This window comes from Rhodococcus pseudokoreensis (genome assembly GCF_017068395.1).
Lineage (GTDB): Bacteria > Actinomycetota > Actinomycetes > Mycobacteriales > Mycobacteriaceae > Rhodococcus_F > Rhodococcus_F pseudokoreensis.
On record NZ_CP070619.1, the window covers coordinates 5,543,866 to 5,561,994 of the forward strand.

16 protein-coding genes are annotated in these 18,129 nt (G+C 66.2%); 3 read left to right on the forward strand and 13 right to left on the reverse strand.

Going from position 1 to position 18,129, the window contains the following annotated elements:
* Positions 1-25 precede the first annotated feature (25 nt).
* From JWS13_RS30520 to JWS13_RS30530, 3 genes are read right to left on the reverse strand one after another with little or no spacing between them, the layout of a single operon-like run.
* Positions 26-1,486 (reverse strand): APC family permease, encoded by a 1,461-nt coding sequence (locus tag JWS13_RS30520; protein ID WP_206009098.1) that lies wholly within the window; start codon positions 1,484-1,486, stop codon positions 26-28.
* Positions 1,487-1,517: 31 nt separating this feature from the next.
* Positions 1,518-1,826 (reverse strand): hypothetical protein, encoded by a 309-nt coding sequence (locus JWS13_RS30525; RefSeq protein ID WP_206009099.1) that lies wholly within the window; start codon positions 1,824-1,826, stop codon positions 1,518-1,520.
* A 45-nt stretch (positions 1,827-1,871) separates the two neighbouring features.
* A complete protein-coding gene (locus JWS13_RS30530) occupies positions 1,872-3,170 on the reverse strand; it encodes a flavin monoamine oxidase family protein (RefSeq protein ID WP_206009100.1) in 1,299 nt (432 codons plus the stop codon).
* Positions 3,171-3,453: 283 nt separating this feature from the next.
* On the opposite strand from JWS13_RS30530, the gene JWS13_RS30535 reads away from it, so the two are divergent.
* The gene (locus JWS13_RS30535; RefSeq protein ID WP_206009101.1) at positions 3,454-4,044 is read left to right on the forward strand and encodes a TetR/AcrR family transcriptional regulator; all 591 of its coding nucleotides are present in this window, start codon (positions 3,454-3,456) and stop codon (positions 4,042-4,044) included.
* Positions 4,045-4,140: 96 nt separating this feature from the next.
* On the opposite strand, the gene JWS13_RS30540 is transcribed toward JWS13_RS30535, so the two are convergent.
* The 5 genes from JWS13_RS30540 to JWS13_RS30560 form a co-directional block, all read right to left on the reverse strand.
* Positions 4,141-5,790: an AMP-binding protein gene (locus tag JWS13_RS30540; RefSeq protein WP_206009102.1), complete on the reverse strand. Its 1,650-nt coding sequence runs from the start codon at positions 5,788-5,790 to the stop codon at positions 4,141-4,143.
* A 177-nt stretch (positions 5,791-5,967) separates the two neighbouring features.
* The gene (locus JWS13_RS30545) at positions 5,968-6,768 is read right to left on the reverse strand and encodes an SDR family NAD(P)-dependent oxidoreductase (RefSeq protein ID WP_206009103.1); all 801 of its coding nucleotides are present in this window, start codon (positions 6,766-6,768) and stop codon (positions 5,968-5,970) included.
* Positions 6,765-7,697 carry an acyl-CoA dehydratase activase gene (locus tag JWS13_RS30550; RefSeq protein WP_206009104.1) on the reverse strand — a complete coding sequence of 311 codons (933 nt, stop codon included), beginning with the start codon at positions 7,695-7,697 and terminating at the stop codon, positions 6,765-6,767. Before JWS13_RS30550 ends, JWS13_RS30545 begins: the two co-directional genes overlap by 4 nt.
* 45 nt (positions 7,698-7,742) lie before the next feature.
* Entirely contained in the window at positions 7,743-9,083 is a 1,341-nt protein-coding gene (locus JWS13_RS30555) for a 2-hydroxyacyl-CoA dehydratase subunit D (RefSeq protein ID WP_206009105.1), read from the reverse strand.
* A gap of 28 nt (positions 9,084-9,111) precedes the next feature.
* Positions 9,112-10,284, reverse strand: a complete 1,173-nt coding sequence (locus tag JWS13_RS30560) for a 2-hydroxyacyl-CoA dehydratase subunit D (protein WP_206009106.1) — start codon at positions 10,282-10,284, stop codon at positions 9,112-9,114.
* 161 nt (positions 10,285-10,445) lie between these two features.
* Here JWS13_RS30560 and JWS13_RS30565 point away from each other — a divergent pair, with 161 nt between their 5' ends.
* Positions 10,446-11,552 carry a CaiB/BaiF CoA transferase family protein gene (locus JWS13_RS30565; RefSeq protein WP_206009107.1) on the forward strand — a complete coding sequence of 369 codons (1,107 nt, stop codon included), beginning with the start codon at positions 10,446-10,448 and terminating at the stop codon, positions 11,550-11,552.
* Positions 11,553-11,601: 49 nt separating this feature from the next.
* Complete coding sequence (locus JWS13_RS30570; RefSeq protein ID WP_206009108.1) at positions 11,602-12,471, forward strand: PaaX family transcriptional regulator; 870 nt, start codon at positions 11,602-11,604, stop codon at positions 12,469-12,471.
* A gap of 25 nt (positions 12,472-12,496) precedes the next feature.
* Here the strand turns inward: JWS13_RS30570 and JWS13_RS30575 are convergent, their stop codons facing one another.
* The 5 genes from JWS13_RS30575 to JWS13_RS30595 form a co-directional block, all read right to left on the reverse strand.
* Positions 12,497-12,751: a hypothetical protein gene (locus JWS13_RS30575; RefSeq protein ID WP_206009109.1), complete on the reverse strand. Its 255-nt coding sequence runs from the start codon at positions 12,749-12,751 to the stop codon at positions 12,497-12,499.
* A gap of 71 nt (positions 12,752-12,822) precedes the next feature.
* Positions 12,823-14,259 (reverse strand): aldehyde dehydrogenase, encoded by a 1,437-nt coding sequence (locus JWS13_RS30580; RefSeq protein ID WP_206009110.1) that lies wholly within the window; start codon positions 14,257-14,259, stop codon positions 12,823-12,825.
* A gap of 39 nt (positions 14,260-14,298) precedes the next feature.
* Positions 14,299-15,405, reverse strand: coding sequence for an NAD(P)-dependent alcohol dehydrogenase (locus tag JWS13_RS30585; protein ID WP_206009111.1), 1,107 nt, complete (start codon positions 15,403-15,405; stop codon positions 14,299-14,301).
* 58 nt (positions 15,406-15,463) lie between these two features.
* Complete coding sequence (locus tag JWS13_RS30590; RefSeq protein ID WP_206009112.1) at positions 15,464-16,693, reverse strand: NAD(P)/FAD-dependent oxidoreductase; 1,230 nt, start codon at positions 16,691-16,693, stop codon at positions 15,464-15,466.
* Between the two features lie 4 nt (positions 16,694-16,697).
* Positions 16,698-18,020 carry a cytochrome P450 gene (locus JWS13_RS30595; RefSeq protein ID WP_206009113.1) on the reverse strand — a complete coding sequence of 441 codons (1,323 nt, stop codon included), beginning with the start codon at positions 18,018-18,020 and terminating at the stop codon, positions 16,698-16,700.
* Positions 18,021-18,129 lie beyond the last annotated feature (109 nt).

Consider the following 18,129-nt stretch of genomic DNA (forward strand, 5'->3'; position numbering starts at 1 on the left):
AACACCTTTCGAGGACATGAGCACGTCAGCGGAGCGTCCCCCGCGACGGAGGCGCCACCGCTGCGGCCGGGATGTGGGGAGAGGTGTCGCGCCACTGAACCGGGACGCGGTCCTGCACCAGGCGTCGATAGAGGAACAGGAGCACACCGACCGAGAGCAATCCGACCCCGAGTAGCACTTCCTTCCAGCCGCCGGCGTGGGAGAGGTCGGGGTTGAGGACGCCGACGACGAGGATGAAGGCGTTGAATACGGTGATGACGGCCGCGACCGGGATCCACTTACGCGACAACCGGATCGGGCGGGGCCAGAGCGGGCGATCCTTGCGCAGCAGGAGGAATCCACTGACGGCGAGGGTGATCGCCAGAATATAGCCGAGATTGCTGGCAATGAGGATGGCGACCGGGTTGCCGACGACGACCAGAATCAGCAGGTTGACGGCCATCGTGATCCACAGTGCCCGGCTGGGGACACCGGCACGGTTGAGCTGATCGAGTTGGCGGATGGACATCTTCTCGGCCGCGATGCCGTATAGGGCGCGGCCGGCATCGGCGGACGAGGAGACCATGCTCAGGAACAACGCACCGCACAAGATTGCGGTGATGACCCCGGACAAACCGCCGGAAATCGCCTGCACACTCGCCACCCCGTAGGTGATGGGATTGTCGGTGATCACAGCCTCCCCGAGTTGGCCTGTGGTCGCGATCGGCACGATCGTGTACGCACCGACCATGAACAGTGCGATCGACGTCAGCGCCTTCGAGGTGTCGCGACTGGTGTCCTTGTATTCGGGTGCGAAGACGGCGCACAACTCCGAGCCGTAGATCGCCCAGGCGGTGACATACAGCCAGACGACGAACGTCTTCCAGCCACCGTCGAGGTGGGAGGTCAGATTCGCCGAGTGCCATTGGCCCGTGACGAACGGGCCGATCGCGAGAACGGCAAGGACGAGGATGAATGCGGCACCGATGATCTGGTTGAACCTGACGGCCACCTTGATGCCTGCGACGTTGAGGACCGTGCACGCGACGATCGTGATCGCCGAGACCAGGTGCGGGAATCCGAACGCGACGCCGGCCAAGGTGAACAGCGTCCACGTCGCGTCAGGGAACCACTGGGCCTGCACCAGCGACCCGATGGTCAACCCGACCAGTGAGAGCACCAACGCCCACCCGCACCAGTAGCCGAACGCGGCGAGCGGCCCGAGTGGGGCGAAGTACCGCTTCCACGCCTCGGTCGCGAACATGGCAACCCCGCCGGGTTTGTCGGGGAACATTGCCGCCACTTCGGAGAAGATCTTGTTCTGCAGAAGGGCGACGGCCGAGAGGATCACGCAGATTGCCGCGGCGGGAATCGCGCCGAGCGCGCCGATGACGTATCCGACCGAGACGAACAATCCGGCGGCGATCGGCAGCGCGAGCATGAAACCGTGATACCAGCGCAGTGTCTTGTGCAATTGGTGTTGTGTTCCGGAAGAGTTCTCGCTCATGACTTTTCCTCGCAGTGGGTGGGCGGTGGTGTCAGGCGAGCGGACTGACGGCGGACTCGGGGTATTCGGTGACTTCGATATCGACGCCGTCGATGACGGCGAACATCTTCATGAACTCGGGGAGGTTGGCGGCGTCGGCGTTGGCGGCGTCGGCTGCTTCCTTGCTCTCGTAGATCCACAGATCGACCCAGCTGCCGTCGGCGCGCTTGGCGCAGAAGGGGACCGACAGCAATTTCGGATGGGCGACTTTGACTTCGGTGATCGCTGCCTTGCGGAGTGCGAAAAATTCTTCATCACTCGTCGACAGGGTGAAGGTGACCAGTTCGGCGCAGTACGACATCAGGGGTCCTTTTCATTCGAGGAGGGAGAACGGAGGTGGTGTGGGTCAGACCAGTTCGGGCAGAATGCGGGCTGCAGCGGTCTTGGCGCTCTCGATCGCGCCGTCGATGAACCCCGCCCAGCCTTCGGCGTAATCGCTGCCGGCAAGGCGGATGTGGCCGTGCTCGGTGGCGGCGGACTCCTGGACGGCGGCGAGTTGGTTGGGTCGCAGCATCGGCCAGGTCTGTCCGGACAGCTCGTCGGCGACCCAGTCGTGTCCGTCGACGGCCACAACGTCCAGGTCGGGAATCCATTCGCGCAGAGCGGCTTCGACGGCGCCACGGTCGGTGACATCGATGCGCGTGGAGTCGGAGCCGAACGCCACGATGAGGCTGTCGCCGTCGATGTCGTACTCGTACTGGAAGAAGTTCAGAGGGCAGGAGCTGGGGCCGAGTCCGGCGACCTTGCCGATGTCACCCTTGACGCGGACCCATACCTTCACCCCGGTCGAGGCCTGGCCCTCGGTGGCGACCGAGACCAGGTCACTGGGCAGCGCCGGGCTGAATTCGACGGTGTTCAGCACGTTCAGGGGGAGGGTGACGATCGCCTTGCGTGCCGTCAGGGTCCGGCCGCCGTCGACGGTGACGGTGACGCCGTCGTCATCCTGCTCGATCCGGGTGACCCGCGAGTTGAACTGTACGTCTGCGGTGGACTGGGCGGCGATCGCGTCCAGGAGCGACTTGGTTCCGTTCTTCAGCTTGTACGTCGCGCACGCTTCGAACATCAGCTGCCAGTTTCCGCCCGTCAGCGCGCACCAGCGCAGCGCCTGGGTGTAGGCACCGACGGCGGGCAGGCCGCTGAAGGACAGGCCCCAGAAGCCTTCGACCAGGTCGTGCTGTTCCTGATCGAGGTTCAGCGCGGCGATCTTCTCCGCGATGGTGAAGTGGTCGAGTGCCTCGAGCTCGTCGCCGACGGGCCGGAATTGGTACGGGTTGGGAAGTAGCTCCGCGGAGCCGGCCAGCACCCCGGTCATGCCCGGGTCCATGAGGGCGAACAGTTGCTCGGCGGTGCCGGTGCGAACTCGACCGTCGGCCCGCCACAGCGCGCGTTCGGCAGTGGGGCTCGACACCAGGGGAAGGTCGTAGCGGCCGATCTCCGCCCACACGTGTGGCTGGGTCCAATGCACCCAGGTGCCGCCGAAGTCCAGCTTCCGGCCCAGGGCGCTGTCGCGGGTCCAGGTGCGCCCGCCGAGCCGGTCGCGACCCTCGAGGATCGTGGCGGTGATACCGCGCTGGGTGAGTTCACGGGCGGCGGTGATTCCGGCGAAGCCGCCGCCGACGATGACGACATCGGTGTCGTAGTTCATGGTGTTCTCCTGGAAGCGAATGAGCAGGGCGAAAGGCACACGAGGAGGTGTCAGAGCAGCGGTCGAAGCAAACATGTCCAAATGGACAAGTGTGAGCGATGGCACAGAATATGCCTCATCGCGACAAATTGGTCAAGTGGACAACTTTGGTTTCTTTCCGATGGGCACCTGCCGTAATCTTCATGGCACGCAGATCGCAGCCGTCACAGCTGGGCGTCCCGGATCTGCCGGGCGGTGCGAGACACCGGCGTCACGGCTCTCGAAGCTCATGGAAAGGAGCGGCATGTCTGCCGTCGAATCGGCCGCCTCGCGTCCGGCGCTTCGCTATGGCGAGAGGCGGACGGCGCTTCTCGCAGCTGCGGTGCGCGTAGGGGCCGAACAGGGCTTGCGCAATCTCACCTATCGCGCGGTCGCCCGCGAGGCCGGAGTAGCGCACGGTCTCGTCGCGCACCATTTCGGTACCCGCGATGCGCTACTCGAAGAGGCGCTGCAGTACTCGCTCGCCAAAAGCGTGCCGGCGATCAGCGCACGGCCGGGAAGCGGGGACCTAGACGCGCTCTTCGAAGGGATCGTGGAGATGGTGCAGACGCTTCCCCACGATCTCGCGTTCCAGTACGAACTGATCCTCGAATCACGGCGGCGGCCGGAGCTGCGGCCACACGTTCAGTCGCTGTACCGGACGTTCGAGCAAGCCCTCGCCGACGAACTGGCATGCGGGGAGATGGACCTCGACCAGGACTTCGTGCACCTCATCTTCGCCGCCCTGGACGGTCTGGTCTTCCAGCAGTTGTCGATCGCCGACCCGGAACGGACCGACGCTGCGCTGGCGCACCTGCGTACCCTGCTCGCGCTCGCCGGCCACCGCTCGACCTGACGCCGTTCGTCGACCAGTACCGGGCTCACCGACGTCACGGTGGCTATCGCTCACAGCGGCTGGACGTCGATGCCGTGGTGTACGCGTGAGTCCGGGTCAGCTGTTGGACAGTGACTCCGGCGCCGGCTGGGTATCGAGGTGTGCGGCGGTGAGCGCACCGGACGCAATTTCCTGCTGCACACGGAATTTCTGGATCTTCCCGGACGGTGTCATGGGGAGTGCGTCGGTGAAGTACCACAGCGACGGCGTCTTGTGGGCCGCGATTCGGTCGCGGCACCAGGCTTTCAATTCGGTCGGGTCCGGTGGATTGGCGGGGTCCGCCGGTCGCACGACGGCGCCGATTTGCTCGCCCCATCGGGTGTCCGGAACCCCGACGATCGCAACCTCGGCCACGTCGTCGTGCCGGAACAGCAGTTCTTCGATCTCGCGGGGATAGATGTTCATGCCGCCACGAATGATCATGTCTTTGAGGCGGCCGGTGATGCGGAGGAAGCCTCGTTCGTCCATCGTTGCGAGATCACCCATGTACAGCCATCCGTCGGCGTCGATGGTGGCGGCGGTCTCGTCGGGCATCTCGGAGTAGCCGAGCATCGTCTGGTAGCCACGACAGCATATTTCGCCCTGTTCACCGATCGGGACGATCTCCTGGGAGACGGGGTCGATGATCTTCACTTCCAGTTCCGGCAGCGGCTGTCCGACGGTGGTGGCCTGATCGGCCGGATCGTCGGTGACTCGGGTCTGGCTGATGACGCCGTGCATCTCGCTCTGCCCGAACAGGATCGTGACTTGGCAGTCGAGTTCGTCGAGCACCCGTTCGACGAGTGCCTGGGGAACTGCTGACGCGCCGGACAGCACGGTGTGGAGGCTCGACAAGTCGCGTGTTCCGCGGTCCGGGTGCTCGAGAAGCGCGATGAGCATCGTCGGGACCATCAGCGAGTGTGTTCCGCGGTAGGCCTCGAGCATCTCGAGCATGAGCGCGGCGTCGAAGCCGGGTAGCACCACAAAGGTTCCGTGTGCCGCGAACGTCCCGAGTTCGGTTACGGCACCGCCCCCGATGTGGTACATCGGCATTGCGTTGACGCAGACGACGTGGTCCACCAGCCCGGCCCGCTCGAACACGAACGTGGCTTCGTTGACGATTCCTTTGTGATGCAGCAGTGCGCCTTTGGGGAAACCGGTGGTTCCGGAGGTGTATTGAATCTGCACCGGGGCGGTGGGTGCGACAGCGGGTAAGTCACTTGCCGGATCCGCGGTCGCGATGAAGGACTGCCACTCGCTGGGCGTCACGACCATGCGGAGTTCAGGGAGTGACGGCCGTACTTCCGCCAGGACCGCCGTGAGGTCCGCGCCGCGATAGCTTTCCCGGTAGAAGAGCCCGACCGAGCGGGACTGGCGAAGGATGTACTCGAGTTCGTGGGCGCGGTAGGCGGGGTTCACGCCCACCACCACCATCCCGGCCATCGCGATCGCTTGCTGAAGGATGACCCACTCCGCACTGTTGGGCGCCCAGATCGCGATCCGGTCTCCGGGCGCGAAGTGGGCCAGCAGTGCCCTGGCTGCCTTCTCGGTGTCGGCGAGGAGTTGACGGTACGTCCACTCTCGCCGGTCGGCCGGATCGGGAGATCCGTCGACCAGGGCGAGGCGGTCGGGTACCGCCGACGCGGCCTCTCGCAGCAGGTCGCCGACGGTGATGTCGCGGACGCCGGAGCTCGGTGTCGCCGGCCAAAGAGACTTTTCGAGGGGCATGATGCAATCCTGCCTTCGGGCTGTGCGGGGTGGGGGAGTTGGTGGAGCGTGAGGTGCTCGTGACGAGGAAGCCGGAGTCGGCTGCGAAGTGGTGTCTCAGTCACCACGCAATGTAATACATATGTGGAGCTGATCGCTATGAATCCGTCAAAATAGTGTGGGCGAGCTGAGGAGCCCTCACCCCGCCGAGATACCGCCATTCGGGCTGACCGCTTGACCGGTGATCCGACGGGCCTGAGGGCTGCACAGGAACAGCACGAGGTCGGCCACGTCGACCGGCTCGGCGACCCCCAGTGACGCCAGTCCGGTGGCCTTCGCGAAGAGCTTGGCGCTGAACGGCTCGGCCATGACACGGTCGTAGGCGCCGGTGTCGCGGATGAGCGACGGCGTCACCGCGTTGACGCGGATACCGTCGCGCTTGGCCTCCATCGCAAGGGTTTTGGAGAACATCACGATGGCGGCCATGGCCGCGCCGATGACGGATTCTCCCGGGGTCGGATGCTTCGCCGCGTCGGAGGCGATGTTCACGATCGCGCCGCCGTGCTTCGCCCGCATGTGTGGAAGTACGGCCCGGCACATGTTGATCGGGCCGAGCGCCTGCTGCAGCAGGATCGACGGAACGGCTTCGGGGGGCGTGTCGTGGAACAGTCGGGGCGTGAACGCGCTCACCGTGCTGTTGATCAGGACATCGGCAGGCCCCAGCGAGGCCGACAGTTCCTCGGTCACCCGCGCGGCCTCGGCGGGCTCGTTCACATCGCCTGCGGCGAAGAAGGCCCAGACACCCGAAGCGAGTGATCGAATCTCCGCCGCCGCCTTCTCGCCGCGTTCGGTGTTGCGGCCGACCAGACCGATGCGCTGGGTGCCCGCCCGGACCAACTGACGGGCGACCTGCAGGCCTACGCCGCTCGTCCCGCCCACGATGTAGACGGTCGCCTCGGACAGGTCTGGTACCCAGACTTCGGGTGTGTCTGTGGTCATCGGATGTTCCTCTGCAGTTCGAGGGGCACCGGTTCGCCGGTGCCCGGATGGGAATGGCCGGGCCTGCCGTCGCAGTCCTGGCAGTGCGGAGTCGCGCTCGACAGGCTCGCCTGGAACTGCTCTTCGGTCGCGGAGTCGGACGACGTCGGCGCCTCAGCGGTGCCCGCGTAGTCGTCACGGGCCAGCAGTCCGGCGCCGTACGCACCCGCGATCTGTGGTTGATCGAGTAATTCCACCGGGTGGCCCAGCGCCTGCGCGACGTGAAGACGCGCGGCCGGGTTCTTCGCCACTCCGCCCGTCATCACCGTCGGTGTCGCCTTGCCGACTTGCGCCACCAGTCCGAGTGTGCGCGCCGCGACCGCTTTGTGCACCGACGCGGCGATGTCCGCCTTCTCGCGGCCCTGCGCCAGTAGTGAGATCACCTCGGTCTCCGCGAAGGTCGCGCACATACTGCTGACCTCGAGGCTGTCGGAACCGGCGAGCGCGAGTTCGCCGACCGCGCCGATGTCGACTTCCAGTGCCCGCGCCAGCACGTCGAAGAAGCGGCCGGTCCCGCTCGCGCACCGGTCGTTCATGGCGAACCGTTCCACGAGACCGTCGTCGTCGACGATGATGGCCTTGCTGTCCTGTCCGCCGATGTCGATAACCAGCCGCACACCCGGGTGCAGGGCGGCGGCGCCTCGGGCGTGGCAAGTGATTTCGGTGAACGTCCGGTTCGCCCCGGGCACCAGCTTGCGCCCGTAGCCGGTGCTGATGGTCCGCCGGATGTCGGTGTGCGCGACACCGGCGGCCGCCATCGCCCCGTCCATTGCGCGCGCGACCGCTTCGCGGCTCACGGCTCCCATCTGCACGACACTCGATCCGCGCAGGGCGCCGTCCTGGTCCACGACGGCTGCCTTCGCCGTGGTGGACCCGAGATCGACGCCCATGACGAACCAACCGTGTGTGGTTTTGTCTGAGGAGGTGGCAGCCATCTAGATCACGGACTTCATCCGTTGCACGTCGATGGCCTCGAGCATCGCCTCCAGTCGACTGTCGAACAGTTCGTCGTTGTAGAACGACGCGTCGGCGACGTCGCCTTCGAAGAAGAACGACTTGACGCCGCGCTCCGTCTCGGCAGCGCGGGCGAGCATCGTCTGCGGATTGGTCATCGCCCGGCACGTCCGCGTCGAGTGGAACGCGATCCCGTCGATCGCGTATTCGTCCAGCCGGCGGAGCAGGAGTTCCTGCAGGTTCTTCAATCCGTGGTTCAGTGGGCAGAGCAGGTAGTGCTGCGCCATGCCCAGGAGTGGATTGTCGACGTCGATGAGTTGTGGTTCCTGCCAGAAGGATTCGTGGGTGTAGCGGCCGGCGACGACGGCGACGTCGTACTCCGCGAACTTCCGGGTGAGGAAGCCGAGCTTGTTCCAGTTCATGATGCCGTCGAAATACACGCGGTAGCGTTCGTCCGCGACCGCGCTGACCCCGTCGGTGACCCGCTGCTGAATTTCGGCCTTCACGCCGGCGAAATAGTCCACCAGCGCCTGACTGCCGGGCAGGAAGTTGATCGGGGCGATGCTCGCGACCCAGTCCCAGTAGGTCGCGGGCGTGGGTGCCTGCGTGCACAGCGCCATTCCTTCGAGGCGCAGCTCGGAGGCCCGTTTGATGTAGGACATGCTCTCGCTGAGTCCATCCCAGTCGAACGGTCTGCCGGTCTGGTGTTCGAGGAAGGCGATGAGTTCGCGCAGTTGCCCTTCGACGTACTTGCTCACCTCGGTCCACTCCTCGCCCCGCATGTACCCGGCGTCGGGTTTGTTGCCCCACAGCATGGGGATCGAGACGTTGAACAGCGGGAGCTTGCGATCGAACACCCGATACGTCATCGCGTCCCATTGCTGACCGGTGCTGCATCCGGCGTAACCGTTGACGAAGAAGTCGGGGGCAGGCAGTTTGCTCGCCAATTCCTGCTGGTCGACCATGCCGACCACGCCGGTCTCCCGGTCGGCCGCGGTTTGGTGTGTCAGCACGGCGCAGCCCAGATGTGTTCGCGCATACGAGCAGAGCTCACCGATGTAGCCGTACTCGGCGCCGGCGGCCTGGGCGGGCCCTTCGAGGTGCTGGGCGGCCAGTCGAGCGGCGAACGCCTCGCCGTGGCACCATTCCAGGCCCGCGGCCTGGAACAGCGGGTTCAGTGCGGCGCCGTTGTACCAGACGACGTGCTTCCCGCGTTCCTTGGCGGTGAAGATGTTCTCCCAATAGTCGGCCACCAACTTGCCGCCGACTCGCGTACTCGACAAGCGGCGGGTCTTTTCCTTGCTGATCTCTTCGATCGCCATGGCGAACTCCTCTGAGTGAAAGTCGAATTCAGGACGGGACGGGTGCGAGCTGACGGCGAATGCGCTCCACGAAGGTCTCGATCTTGGTGCGGAGTGTCTCGACGGGGTTGCCTTCGTGCTCGGTCTCGAGGAGCAGCAGCGGTATCCCGTGCGCGTCGAGTGCCTTGCGCAACTCCGGGTAGTAGAGCATGTGGGGTTCGCAGAACTTCGCCATCAGGACGACGACACCGTTCGCGCGGCTCTTCTCGAGTGAGTCGATCAAATAGGTGTCCCAGTCGACTCCGACGGTGACCCGTGTCGGGCAGGGGGCGTTGTCGTTACGGTCCAGGTACCACTCCGACAGCGCGTCCAGTGGATCGCCGTGCTCGGGGACGTAGGTCGAGATGTACCGGAAACCGGTGTACAGGTCGTCGTCGACGACGATCACTCCGGATTCCTCGATCACATCGAGGACCTCGGGGCGCGGGGCGTGGCAGAAGTGACCGGAGAGATGCAACCGCACCAGATCGTCGAGTGCGTCGGCACTCGGGTCGAGCCGGACCAGAAGCCCGTTCAGGGCGGCATTGTGTTCGTCGATGTCCATCACCATGCTCGACTTCACCAATACCTGCATGTCGCTCGCAGTGATGCGCGCACGGCCCGTGCGCCGCAGGTCGTAGAGCTCCCGGAGCAGGCGTCGATTCGTGTTGAACAGCCGAATGCTCTCGGCGAGAGACTCGTCCGTGATCGTCGCCCCGACGACACCCTCGATCTCGAGCTTGAGTTCGTGCACGCGCCCCGCGACCCGCGGCTTGGTCCACGGATCGTCCATCGCGCTGGTGAACTGCGCGAAGTGCACCGGTTTCTCGGGCCGCGCCCAGCGGATCACGTCGACGGCGCCGAGGAGTTGCACGCAGTGATCGGCGGCGACGAAGCCGTCGAAGACATCGAGTTCACCGACCGCGGCCTGATCGGCGACGCTGCGGGTGTAGCCGCAGTAGAACTCGGCAAGCAGGTTGCGTCCCTCCGTGATCGGGGTGCGGCTTTCCTGGACGATCACCGGCAACGCACCGGCGGCGTGCACGATCTCGGAGGGAAAGTTCATCGGAAAAGAACCGATCACGCGGTTCCCGTGCTTCGTTTTCCATGCCTGCGCGTATGCGACCGGGTCATCGGCCGCCGCACGCAGCGACGACATGACGGTCGGATCCAGTTCGTTCACATCCAGCCCTTCGACTTCGTGGACGGATACACCCCGACGACTGACGAACTGCGCCGCGGCGACCTGACTTGAGATATTACGTTATTGGATAGATAGTAGCCAGAGTTGTCAAACATTGATTGTGGGGAGAACCCACGTCGTCCGTCGTTCGGAGGCTCCTGATGAAACATGTGCTCGATGGATTGCGGGTCGTCGAACTCGCCGGGATCGGCCCGTCGCCCCACGCCGCGATGCAGCTCGCGGACCTCGGCGCCGAGGTCGTGCGAATCGAGCGTCCAGGGGGCGTGACGCAGTTGCTGCCCGTGGACAAGGATGCGGGACTGCGTAATCGACGCTCGGTGAGTGCCGACCTGAAGGACCCCGCCGACCTGGCGAGGATCCTGAAGCTCGTCGACAAGGCCGACGTCCTCATCGAGGGTTACCGGCCGGGTGCGGCGGAGCGGCTGGGCATCGGTCCCGACGTGTGCCGTCAGCGGAACCCTCGGCTCGTGTACGCCAGGATTACCGGTTGGGGCCAGGACGGCCCGCTCGCGCCCTATGCCGGGCACGACATCAATTACCTTGCGCTCACAGGTGCGCTGAATGCCATCGGACGGGACGGTGATAGGCCGCACGCACCGCTCAACCTGGTCGCCGACCTGGGCGGCGGTTCGATGCCGGCGGTCACCGGCATTCTCGGCGCCCTGTACGCGAGGGAGCGGACAGGTGCCGGAGACGTGGTCGATATCGCGATGGTCGACGGGGTGAGTGCGCTCATGACGATGTTCTGGACGCTCACCGAGAACGGGCTCTGGTCCGATCGGCGGGGGACCAACGTCATCGACGGCGGGGCGCCCTTCTACGACACGTACGAGTGCGCCGACGGTCGGTACATCGCGGTCGGCGCCGTCGAGCCCGTCTTCTATGCGCAGCTTCTGGCGGGACTCGAACTCGACCCCGCGGGTCTGCCGGACCAGTACGACGAGTCGGCATGGTCGACGCTCCGGAAGACCTTCGCCGACGTCTTCGTCACGCGCAGTCGGGAGGAGTGGGTGCAGGCGTTCGCGCACCTCGACGCGTGCGTGACGCCGGTGCTGGCCCTCGCCGAGGTGCCGGACCACCCGCACATCGCCGCGCGCAACACGGTCGTGACCGCGTTCGGACAGCGTCAGCCGGCCGCGGCGCCCCGCTTCGCCGAGGCACCGCCCGCAACCTATGCGTCGCCCCGCACACCCGGCGCCGACACCGAGGCCGTCTTCCGGGACTGGGGTGTCGATGACGATCGGTGACCAGGGTCTGCAGGGGTGTTGTGGCAGCCGGTCGACCTGATGCGCGACGATGACACTCATGTCTGACTCGAAGCCGTCCGACGCGAAACCGGCGTCCACCCCCGACAAGGAAGTGGCGTCGACCGGAAGCGCGCGGTCGGTCCTCGTCACGGTGCTCGGCGAACTCGTCGAACCGTACGGACAGCCGGTGCGGACGGCCGCGCTTCTCTACGTCCTCAAGGGACTCGGGTACGGGGAGCATGCCGCCCGGCAGGCGATTGCGCGCACAGGTTCCGCCGGTCTGATCGCCGCCGACCGGAACGGACGCGAAACGCAGTGGACGTTGACCGACAAGGCGCATCGGCTCTTCACCGAAGGTGAACTTCGTGTCTTCTCCACCGACGTCGACACCACGCAGTGGGACGGCAGGTGGCTCGTCGTGAACGTGCCGATTCCGGAGTCGCACCGCTCGACCCGCAAGAAGCTCTATGCCGCGCTGCGGTGGGCAGGATTCGGGAACCCGACACCCGGCGTCTGGGTCACCCCCCACGTCGACCGTGCCGCCGAAGCTGAGAGAACCATCGAGTCTCTCGGACTGACCGCCAATACGGTCTCGTTCGTCGGGACGCTCGCCGTCCCCGGGATTCCCGAGAACGAACTCGTCCGCCGCTCATGGGATCTGGAGGCCGCCGAGAAGGAGTACGACGAACTGCTCGACCGCTTCGACGCGCGCACGTTCGAACCGGGCGACGAGTTGCTGTTCGCCCACCTCCAACTCGCGGACGCGCTGCGGCGCATGCCGTACATGGATCCGCGGCTCCCCGAGGTGCTGCTGCCGGACTGGCGCGGGCTGAAAGCCGCCCGGCGACTGCGGGACCTACGCGCCGAGTGGACCCCCACCGCTCACGCGCACTGGCGCCGGATCGCCGGTCTCGGCTGAGATCGGTCTGCCGAGGGTGATGTCGTCAGTGCACCGCACGCGCACGCGCATACGACTTGCGCTTGCTGGGGCGTGCGGGCGTGAGTTTCGTCGTGCACAGTTCGTCGAGCCGTAGCCGGACGCTGTCGTTGACGGTGGGGTGGTGGCGGAGGAGCCGTTGCAGGCGGCGGTAGAACACGGTCGGGAATACGCCGAACTCGGGCAGGATGTGTTCGTCGCCGCCGCCGAAGGGTGCCCATTTGACCGCGAATTCGAGCATGGCGAGTTCTTCGTTGGTCACCGGCGTCTTCCGTTCTCTCGTCTGGGTGTGAGTGCGGCCGTGCGTGGTGTCGCACGGCCGCACTCACGGGGTCATCGCACGTCGAGGTAGATGCTCTTGAGCTGCTGGTAGCTCGCGAGGCCCTCGGGTCCGAGTTCGCGGCCGAGGCCGCTGTTCTTGATGCCGCCGAAGGGGGCGGTCGGGTCGTTGGAGTAGCCGTTGATCCCGACCGTTCCGCTGGCGACGCCCCGGGCGAATTGTGCGCCGCGTTCGGGGTCCGCGGTCCAGATGGAGCCGCCGAGTCCGTAGTCGGAGTGGTTGGCGATCGTGAGGGCTTCGGCCTCGTCGGTGTAGGGGATGACCGACAGGACGGGCCCGAAGATTTCTTCCTGTGCGATCGTGTGGCCGGTCTCGACGTCGGCGAAGACGGTGGGTTCGACGAACCATCCGTGTTCGGCGTCGGCGGGTCTGCGGCCGCCGGTGGTGACGCGTCCGCCGTCCGAGCGGCCCTTCTCGATGTATCCCTCCACGCGGTCGCGCTGCCGGGACGAGACGAGCGGTCCCATCTGGGTGGTGTCGGACAGCGGGTCGCCGACCGACAGGCCCTTGGCGAGGTCGGTGATGGTGTCGACGATCTCGTCGTAGCGTGAGCGGGGCGCGAGGACGCGGGTGCCGAGCCAGCAGATCTGCCCGTTGTTGAGCAGGGTGGCGGCGTAGAACGACTCGATGTTCGCGGCGAGGTCGGCGTCGTCGAGGACGACGGCGGCGGACTTTCCGCCGAGTTCGAGGGTGACGGGGCGCAGCAGTTCGCCGCAGGTGCGGCCGATGGCGCGTCCGGCGCCGGTGGAGCCGGTGAAGGAGACCTTGTCGATCCCGGGGTGGGCCACGAGATATGCGCCGAGGTCGCGTCCACCGGGGACGATGTTGACCACGCCGGCGGGGAGTCCGGCGGCGATGGCGGCTTCGGCCATCAGGAATGCGTCGAGCACCGTTTCGGGGGACGGTTTGAGGACCACGGTGCAGCCGGCGGCGAGGGCAGGGGCGAGTTTGAGGAACGTGATGGCCTGCGGCACGTTCCACGGGACGATGGCGCCGACCACGCCGATCGGGGAGCGGGTGACGAGTGTGGAGCCGCCGAGCATGCCGGGCCGGATCTCGTCTTCCTGGTTCGCCGCCATGTCGCCGTAGTAGCGCAGCAGGACCGGTGGGAACCCGCCCTCGAACTGCCGGGCAAGGGTGATGGGCATCCCGTTCTGGCTGCTGACCCGCGTGGAGGTGTCCTCGGCGCGGGCTTGGAGTTCGTCGGCGAACCGGTTCAGCACCTCGGCGCGCTGGGCCGCGGTCCACGACGCCCACTGGGTGAGCGCGGCGCGGGCGGCGTCGACGGCATCGTCGATGTCGGTTTCGGTGCCCTCCGGCACGGAGCCGATGCGCTGCTCGGTGGTGGGGGAGATGACCGGGATCGTCGAGTCGCCGGCGGGCCGGGTCCATCCGCCGCGGATGTAGAGATCGGGGTAGTCGATCGTCATCGGGGTGTCCTTATCGGAAAGGTTCGGAAGGTGGGGTCGTCAGTCGTGCAGGAGCACGGGTTTGAGGACTTCGCCGCGGTGCTGGGCGTCGATCGCGTCGTTGATCTTCGCGAAGGGGAAGGTGGTGACGAGCTTGTCGAGCGGGAACTTCCCGGCCTTGTACAGCTCGACGAGTTCGGGGATGAACTCGTCGGGGACGCTGTCGCCCTCGATGATTCCGGTGATCGTCAGCCCCATGGCGAGGGAGTTGATGATGTTCAGCGGCACCGAGGCTGCGGGGTCGGCGGGCACCCCGATGAGGCCGATCTTGCCGTGGAAGGTCATGGCGCCGACGAGTGATTCGATGACGGCGGGGACGCCGGAGGTGTCGATCGCGTAGTCGACGCCGGCGGGGATGATCGCGCGGACCTGCTCGGCCAGCGGACCGGCAGCGGGGTCGAGGACATGGGTCGCGCCGAGTTCGAGGGCGAGGTCGCGCCGCGACTGGTGCGGTTCGACGGCGATGATGGTGGTGCAGCCCTGCACGACGGCGCCCATGACGGCGGCCAGCCCGACCGATCCGGCACCGGCGACGAGGATCGCGGATCCGGGTCGGCAGTCGAGGGAGCGCATGACGGCGCCGGCGCCGGTCTGGATTCCGCAGCCGAGCGGAGCGAGGAGTTCGGCGGGAACGTCGGCGGGAACCTTCACGACGTTGCGTTCGAACGCGAGGCTGTAGGTGGCGAACGAGGACTGTCCGAAGAACAGGCCGGTCAGGGATTCGCCGTCCGTGGTCGACAGCGGACCCGTGCCGTCTTCGCGTACTCCGTCGTAGGCGAGGTGCATGAACTGGTGACAGTAGGACGGTGCCCCGGTGGTGCACGAGGGGCAGGTCCCGCAGCTGTTGAAGGTGATGGCGACGCGGTCGCCGGCGGCGACCTTCGTGACGTCGTCGCCGACTGCGCGGACGAAGCCGCAGCCTTCGTGGCCGAGGACCGCGGGCAGCGCGGTGGGGAGGGCGCCGTCGCGGGCAGCGAGGTCGGTGTGGCAGATGCCGACCGCTTCGATTTCGACGAGGACCTCGCCGGTCTTCGGTTCGTCGATGGTGATCGTTTCGAGCGAGAACTCCGTGTGGGGTTCTCTCGCGACTGCTGCGAGTGCTTCCATCGTCAATGACTCCATGTCTGTGGGGGCCGGCCCCGGAAAACCGGCGTGGATCGAATGCTCAGAGAGCGGCTTCCCGCAACGGTGTCGCGGGATCGGCGAGGGCAGTGCGGTCGACTTTGGTGCGATTCCCGATGAACTTCTTGCCGGCCATGAATTCGCTTGCGGCATTCACGGTCTCGACGGCCACCGGTATCCCGTCGCTGTCGAGGTGGAACAGTGCGAACGAAGTGTCGGAGGCGTCGCCGCGCAGGATCGCCTGCGTGTCCGGTCCGATCATGCCCGCCATCTTCATCTTCAGGTCGAACTGATCCGACCAGAACCACGGCACCTCGTGCGGTGGGAGCGGGGCGCCCATGATGACTGCCGCCGCCTGCTTCGCCTGCTCGACCGCACTCGGAATGCTCTCCAGCCGTACCATCTTCCCGAGCGTGTCGTGCAGTCGATAGGTCACGTCCCCGATCGCGAGAACATGCGGATCGCTCGTGTGGGCAGAGCCGTCGACGACGATTCCGGCGAGGCACTCGAGGCCGGACTCGCGTGCCAGCGCGTCATTCGGGATGGCGCCGACCCCGACCAGGACGAGGTCGCAGGCGATCTCGGTTCCGTCACCGAGTTCGACCCCGGCCACGCGGCCGTCGGAGCCGCTGATTCCCCGGACCTCGGCCCCGGTGAGAATGCGGGTTCCCCGGTTCCGATGGAAGTCGGTGAGAGCCGTCGACAGTTCCCGGCTCGCCACTCGGGCCAGCACCCGGTCCTCCCGTTCGATCACCGTGACGTCGCATCCGCGGGCGCGGGCCGACGCCGCGACCTCGAGTCCCACGTAGCCACCGCCGATGATCGCCAGCGCCGATCCGGTGTGCACTGCCTCGCGGAGCATTGTGGCGTCGGCGAGGGTGCGCAGGCTGAGCACGCCCTCGAGATCGCTTCCCGGGAGCGACAGCGTCCGCGGCGCGGCGCCTGTCGCGAGCACGAGTGTCGTGTACTCCAGCACCGTTCCGGACACGGTCGTCGCGGTACGCGCGTCCCGGTCGATGCGGCTGACCGGATCACCGAGCAGCGTGTCGATCTCGTTGTCGGCGTAGAACGATTCCGGTTTGAGCCACTGCACGAACTCGTCGTCGGCGTACTTCTTCGACAGCGGCGGGCGGTGATAGGGCGGATGGGTTTCGTCCCCGCACAGGACGATGCGACCGTCGAACTTCTGCTGCCGCAGCATGCCGGCGAGAGTGCCGCCGGCATGCCCGGCCCCGACGATCACCACGGTGGGCGACGCATGTGATGTGACCATGGTGTTATCGGGTGAACTCGATCTGGACGGGCATGTTCTTGAGCCCGCCGACGAAATTGGTCTGGATCATCTTCGTGTCGTCCACAAGTTCGAGCGACTCGATGTGGGGGAGCAGTTCCTCGAGCATGATGCGGAGTTCGATCTTGGCCAAGTGCTGCCCGATGCACATGTGCGGCCCGTAACCGAAGGCGATGTGCTTGTTGGGTCGGCGAGTGATGTCGAACGTGTCCGGGTTGGGAATGACGTCCGCGTCCCGGTTGCCCGACTGGTAGAGCATCATGAAGCGGTCGCCCTTCTTGATGTTCCGGCCGCGGATCGTGTAGTCCTGCGTCGCCTGACGCATGAAGTGCTTCACCGGCGACGCCCAGCGCAGAGATTCGTTGACGATGTGCGGCGCGAGCGCCAGGTCCGCCTTCGCCTTCGCGAGCAGTTCGGGGTTCCGGCCGAGTTCGAGCATGCCGCCGGCGAGGGTACTTGAGGTGGTGTCGTGACCAGCGGTAGCGATGGCGATGAAGTAGCCGTACGCCACCTCGTTCGGGTAGTACTCGCCGCTCTCGTCGCGGGCCACCGAGATGATCGTCGCGAGGTCGTCCTGCGGGTTCGCCCGCCTGTCCTGCAACAACGCCTCGAAGTAGGCGTAGAAATCCTGAATCGTGGCCACCCACTGCTTGGCGGCGGCGTCCGGGGTGAGCGGTTCGACGTCCTCCCGCGCGGCATCGGGATCGGCCGTCCCGAAGAACTCCTGCGTGAGGGCCATCATGCGGGGCTCGTCCGATTCGGGCACCCCGAAAAGGCTCATGATGACGTGCAGGGGGTAGTGCAGGGCGAAGTCCTTGACGAAGTCGATCCGGCCGTCCGTCTTCAATAGCCGGGCGACGGCAGCCTTCGCGAGGTCGCGGATGGTCGATTCCCACTGGGCGAGGTTGGTGGGCCGGAACCAGTCCAGTGCGATGTCCTTGATCGCGGTGTGCTCCGGCGGGTCGAGGTAGGTGAGAGTCTCGAGGACGCGGAGGCTGCCGTTGTTGATGCTCTTGGTGAACGCGTCGCCGGCCTGGTTCGCCAGGATCGGGTTGACGGAACCCTTGTCCTCCCCGCCTGCATTGGTGAAGATGTCGGGCTGACGCTCGATCTCCATGATGTCGGCGTGCTTGCTCACCAGCCAGATCGGGTCGTACCCCTCCACCTCGGCGCGCCCGAGCGGGTTGTTCTCCCGCAGCCAGCGGTAGGCCTCGAACAACGCGTCGTTGTCCCGGTGTCCTTCGGGCAGAACGATCTGACGGGCGACAGCGTCCGGAATAAGTTCCGTGACCTGCTCTGTAGTGCTCATCGATTCCCCTTCGTGGTGCAGTGTGGTGCGGCGCCGAACGTCGCGGCGCCCTCGCCGACTGGAGTGACTCCAGCCTGTCAGCCACAGGAGTGAGGGGCATCACACCATT

Coding starts and splice junctions, on each gene's coding strand:
- JWS13_RS30525 (WP_206009099.1), bottom strand. CDS start 1,826: ATGTCGTACTGCGCCGAACTGGTCACCTTCACCCTGTCGACGAGTGAT.
- JWS13_RS30595 (WP_206009113.1), bottom strand. CDS start 18,020: ATGAGCACTACAGAGCAGGTCACGGAACTTATTCCGGACGCTGTCGCC.
- JWS13_RS30550 (WP_206009104.1), bottom strand. CDS start 7,697: ATGGGCGTCGATCTCGGGTCCACCACGGCGAAGGCAGCCGTCGTGGAC.
- JWS13_RS30555 (WP_206009105.1), bottom strand. CDS start 9,083: ATGGCGATCGAAGAGATCAGCAAGGAAAAGACCCGCCGCTTGTCGAGT.
- JWS13_RS30570 (WP_206009108.1), top strand. CDS start 11,602: ATGACACTCATGTCTGACTCGAAGCCGTCCGACGCGAAACCGGCGTCC.
- JWS13_RS30520 (WP_206009098.1), bottom strand. CDS start 1,486: ATGAGCGAGAACTCTTCCGGAACACAACACCAATTGCACAAGACACTG.
- JWS13_RS30545 (WP_206009103.1), bottom strand. CDS start 6,768: ATGACCACAGACACACCCGAAGTCTGGGTACCAGACCTGTCCGAGGCG.
- JWS13_RS30530 (WP_206009100.1), bottom strand. CDS start 3,170: ATGAACTACGACACCGATGTCGTCATCGTCGGCGGCGGCTTCGCCGGA.
- JWS13_RS30565 (WP_206009107.1), top strand. CDS start 10,446: ATGAAACATGTGCTCGATGGATTGCGGGTCGTCGAACTCGCCGGGATC.
- JWS13_RS30580 (WP_206009110.1), bottom strand. CDS start 14,259: ATGACGATCGACTACCCCGATCTCTACATCCGCGGCGGATGGACCCGG.
- JWS13_RS30590 (WP_206009112.1), bottom strand. CDS start 16,693: ATGGTCACATCACATGCGTCGCCCACCGTGGTGATCGTCGGGGCCGGG.
- JWS13_RS30535 (WP_206009101.1), top strand. CDS start 3,454: ATGTCTGCCGTCGAATCGGCCGCCTCGCGTCCGGCGCTTCGCTATGGC.
- JWS13_RS30585 (WP_206009111.1), bottom strand. CDS start 15,405: ATGGAAGCACTCGCAGCAGTCGCGAGAGAACCCCACACGGAGTTCTCG.
- JWS13_RS30540 (WP_206009102.1), bottom strand. CDS start 5,790: ATGCCCCTCGAAAAGTCTCTTTGGCCGGCGACACCGAGCTCCGGCGTC.